The following is a 4326-nucleotide window of genomic DNA, read 5'->3' as shown; positions in this document are numbered from 1 at the left end:
TGCTCATGCTGAGTTTCCAGCACTAGATTAACTGCCCGTTCACGGACTTCCGGAGAGTAACGTTTGGTCGTTGTCATAGAGACCTCCACTTTTAAAGTATAGACTCTAATTTATCCGGGGTGATTCAATACACCCCCTAATTTCTCTCCCCGCGCGAGCGGGGGTTGGTTAATGGTCGTCGGCATTTTACTCATAGCGGCCTGCCTGCGCACCCCGATAACCAGCGTGGCGCCGATTGTGAGCCACATCCGGCAGAGCTTTGCCCTGAGCACCGCGGCGGCGGGCGCGCTGACCACCTTACCGCTACTCGCCTTCGCGCTGATGTCGCCCTTCGCGGCCCGGCTTGCGCGCTGGCAGGGTATCGAGCGGACGTTATTTGCCGCGCTGGCGGTAATGATTGCCGGCGCGCTGCTGCGCGCCGTGGATCAGTTAGCCTGTGTGTATCTGGGCACCTTCGTGCTCGGTGCCGGTATAGCGGTGGGCAATGTATTGCTACCGAGTTTATTAAAGCGTGATTTTCCCCAGCGTATTGCCGGCATGACGGCGGCCTATGTCGTGATTATGGGCGTCGTTGCCGCGCTGGGGTCGGCGTTGATTGTGCCGCTGACGCAGCAGTTACAGGGGAATTGGCGTTGGTCGCTGGGACTGATGTCGACGTTGCCGCTGCTGGCGATGCTGTGCTGGTTGCCGCAGGTGGCAAAACACAGACATTCTGGCGCGCCGGGCGTGGGCGGCGGCCTGCGCCGGGGCAGCCTCTGGCGTTCACCGCTGGCGTGGCAGGTCACGCTGTTTCTCGGCCTGAACTCGTTTATTTACTATATCGCCGTTGGCTGGCTGCCGGCCATGATAACCGCAGCGGGGTATAATGCCACTTATGCGGGATCGTTACATGGTCTGATGCAGCTCGCCACTGCCGTGCCGGGTATCCTGCTGGCGCCGGTGATAGCACGGATGAAGGACCAACGCTTGCTTGCCTGCGCTACCGGCCTGGTTACGCTGGTGTCGCTCGCGGGGCTGGCCCTGTGGCCCGCCGGGGTCGTGGTCTGGGTCGTTTTGCTGGGTGTCGGCACCGGTGCGGCGATGATATTAGGGCTGGCATTTATCAGTTTGCGCGCCGCGGAATCGCACCAGGCGGCGGCACTGTCGGGTATGGCGCAGTGTGTGGGTTATCTGCTGGCGGCGTTTGGCCCGATGCTGATGGGGGGGGCTGCATGACCTGGCCGGAAGTTGGTATTGGCCGCTGCTGCTGTGTAGCCTGTGCGCCGGTGTGATGGGCTTGCTGGGGTTTTTGTGCGGCGCCGACCGGCAAATCAGCGCCCGCTGATGCTTCCCCCGGCCAAAGACCGGGGAAAGCGAACGGCTTAACCGGTAACGTGCACCGCGGCAGCCGCTTCTTTCGCCACCGTCACCGCCTCTTCCACCGTCGGCGCCACGGCGAGCGCCACGCCGAGACGGCGTTTGCCGCTCAGGTCGGGCTTGCCGAACAGACGAATCTGTTGCCCGGCCGCCAGCGCGTTCTCCAGGCCGCTAAAGCTGACGTTATCGCTCTGCAGTTCCGGCAGAATCACCGCCGAGGCCGCCGGACCATATTGACGGATAGTGCCGATCGGCAGTCCGAGAAAAGCGCGGACATGCAGGGCAAATTCCGACAAGTCCTGAGAAATCAGGGTCACCATACCGGTGTCATGCGGGCGGGGCGAGACTTCGCTGAAGATAACATCGTCACCGCAGATAAACAGTTCGACGCCAAACAAACCGTGGCCGCCTAGCGCGCTAACCACTTCAGCGGCAATGGCCTGCGCACGCTGGCGCGCCAGCGCGCTCATCTGTTGCGGCTGCCAGGACTCGCGGTAGTCGCCGTCTTCTTGCCGATGACCGATGGGGGCGCAGAAATGAATGCCGTCCACGGCGCTGATGGTCAACAGGGTGATTTCAAAATCAAACGCCACCAGCCCTTCGACGATAACCTTGCCGCCGCCGGCCCGGCCGCCGCGTTGGGCATATTGCCAGGCGGCATCCAACTGTGCCGCGTCCCGCACCAGGCTTTGGCCTTTGCCGGAAGAGCTCATGACGGGTTTGATAATGAAGGGATAACCGATGGCCTCGACCGCGTTATCAAGCGCCGCCCGATCGGCGGCAAAGCGGTAGGGTGAGGTGGGAAGAGAGAGCGTTTCCGCCGCCAGACGGCGAATACCTTCCCGATTCATCGTTAACCGGGTCGCGTTAGCGCAGGGCACCACGCGGTGGCCTTCTTGTTCGAGGGTGACCAGCATGTCGGTGGCAATCGCTTCGATTTCCGGCACAATAAAGTGCGGCTGTTCATGCTCGATCACCGCATGTAGCGCGGCGCCATCCAACATACTGATCACGTGGTGGCGATGCGCGACGTGCATCGCCGGCGCGTCGGCGTAGCGGTCTACGGCAATCACCTCTATCCCCAAACGCTGACATTCAATCGCGACTTCTTTACCCAATTCGCCGGCGCCGAGCAACATCACGCGTGTTGCTCCCGGACGAAGTGCCGTTCCGATGGTGATCATGTCGTCTACCCGAGGTCATAAAAATTGCGGGCAGTATAAACGAAAACGTTTGCCTCTGCATCCGTCGGCCACGATCGGCCTTTATAGTCGCTCTCTTGCCCGTCAGCCCACAGGATGAATACGGCGGGCGACGCCTGGGTGCGGCGCTGGCCGCCGTTATCCGAGGCATCGCCGTCAACGCCTTGTTGTTTACCGCGACACCTGCGAACGCGAAACGCCTTGCGTCAGACAGCGGAAAGCGAGTATTTAAAGCTTTTGAAATAAAACAGTTTCGCACGGTATTTTTAAACCGGCTATTATCTTTTAATAAGGTAAAAAAGATGCATTGTTTACGTGGAGGAATTATGGGTAAAACGGGAAACAGGGTGGCGGGACTGTTGGTATCGTCAATGACGGCGCGGGCTGATGACACGACGCCGACGCCCGTACCTGCGCAGGATAACGCCGGGCAGTCCACCTCGCAGGCCACCGGCGATACACCGCAGCCCGTCACGCCGCTGGCCGCCAGCGCGCCGCAAAATCAAGGAAAGACGACTGCTGCGCCAGCCGGTAACGCCAGCGCGGCGGGTGCCGCCTCTGTGCAGGGCGACGCTAATGCGACGGGGACTACCGACGCGGCCAACGGCAACGCCGATGCCGCGACCGCCGCTCCCGCACCGGGCAACGCCAGCGGTGCAGTTCCTGAGGGTGACGCGCGCGGGGAAAACGGCGTCGGGCGCCAGAAAGACAATACCGGGGCGGCCAACGGCGGCGCGAAACAGCCCGTGACGGCCGAGAAGCGGACGGCGGCAAAAAACACCGCGGCCGATAAAGCGGCAGCGGATAAATCGGCCAAAGCGAAGAGCGCCAAACCTGGCGCGGCGGCCGGTACGCCGGAAATCGCCAAAGTTCCTCCTTGTCCCGATCTTAACGCCCCGCAGGTCGCCGAACTCGTGGTGCAAGACTATACCCAAAACCGCTTTCAGCGTTCTGAACAAGACAAGCAAGCGGCCGGCGGCAGCAATATCAACGCGTGGGTAAACCCGGAAGACGTTACCGGCGTTGGCGATGTCTGGCAGGCGCCGCTGAAGGTGCGCGGTAACGCGCAGGACTTGAATTTCGCCGTGACCTTGGATTGCACCAAAGGTGAAATCACCTACCGATTAAATCAATAGTGTCCACCGGCGCCCTCTTGCGGGCGCCGGTGCTATCCCCGATGTTGGCGCAGACGTGGCTTTCTTTTCCTTTCGTTGCACTCCTCGCTTTGACTGTGCCCGGGCCCAAAGCGCGCAGGCTCGGCCGCGACAAGCGCAGCGGCCCGCGGCGGTCGGCGATGCTGTTGAGGCTCCCGCTGCGCTTGGCATAGCAGAATATTCGTGCCACTCTCTTTCTAAGAGAATAAGGAATTGCCGTATGACATTGCCACCCAAAGCAGAAAAACGACCCCATACGTTAACGCTACACGGCGACAGTCGTGTGGACGACTATTATTGGCTGCGCGATGATAAGCGTGAGGATCCGGCGGTGCTGGATTATCTCAAGCGGGAAAACACTTACGGCGAAATGATGATGGCCGGGCACGAGGCGCTACGGCATCAATTGTTTACGGAAATGGTGGAGCGCATCCCCCAGCAGGATCGGTCGGTACCCTACGTGCGACGGGGTTATCGCTATCAAAGCTGAATCACCCCGGATAAATTAGAGTCTATACTTTAAAAGTGGAGGTCTCTATGACAACGACCAAACGTTACTCTCCGGAAGTCCGTGAACGGGCAGTTAATCTAGTGCTGGAAACTCAGCATGAGCA

Annotated in this window: 2 protein-coding genes and 2 pseudogenes; 3 read left to right on the top strand and 1 reads right to left on the bottom strand. The window is 60.5% G+C overall.

Annotated elements, in window-relative coordinates:
- Positions 1-171: 171 nt before the first annotated feature.
- Positions 172-1324 (top strand): annotated as a pseudogene (locus tag CINSTRO3249_RS13335) (MFS transporter).
- A 37-nt stretch (positions 1325-1361) separates the two neighbouring features.
- On the opposite strand, the gene purT reads toward CINSTRO3249_RS13335, so the two are convergent.
- Complete coding sequence (gene purT, locus CINSTRO3249_RS13330; protein WP_074013622.1) at positions 1362-2540, bottom strand: formate-dependent phosphoribosylglycinamide formyltransferase; 1179 nt, start codon at positions 2538-2540, stop codon at positions 1362-1364.
- A gap of 182 nt (positions 2541-2722) precedes the next feature.
- On the opposite strand from purT, the gene CINSTRO3249_RS16280 reads away from it, so the two are divergent.
- On the top strand, positions 2723-3694 hold the full coding sequence (locus CINSTRO3249_RS16280) for a YebF family protein (RefSeq protein WP_143146903.1): 972 nt from the start codon (positions 2723-2725) through the stop codon (positions 3692-3694).
- A 238-nt stretch (positions 3695-3932) separates the two neighbouring features.
- Positions 3933-4199, top strand: a pseudogene (locus CINSTRO3249_RS13320) (oligopeptidase B); the annotation flags it as partial.
- Positions 4200-4326 lie beyond the last annotated feature (127 nt).

Origin of the sequence: Candidatus Sodalis sp. SoCistrobi (assembly GCF_900143145.1) — a bacterium.
Classification (GTDB): Bacteria; Pseudomonadota; Gammaproteobacteria; order Enterobacterales; family Enterobacteriaceae; genus SoCistrobi.
This window is presented reverse-complemented; position numbering and strand designations above follow the sequence as displayed.

Bases quoted from the DNA above. Each gene is read 5' to 3' on its own strand.
- purT (WP_074013622.1), bottom strand. From the start codon at position 2,540: ATGATCACCATCGGAACGGCACTTCGTCCGGGAGCAACACGCGTGATG.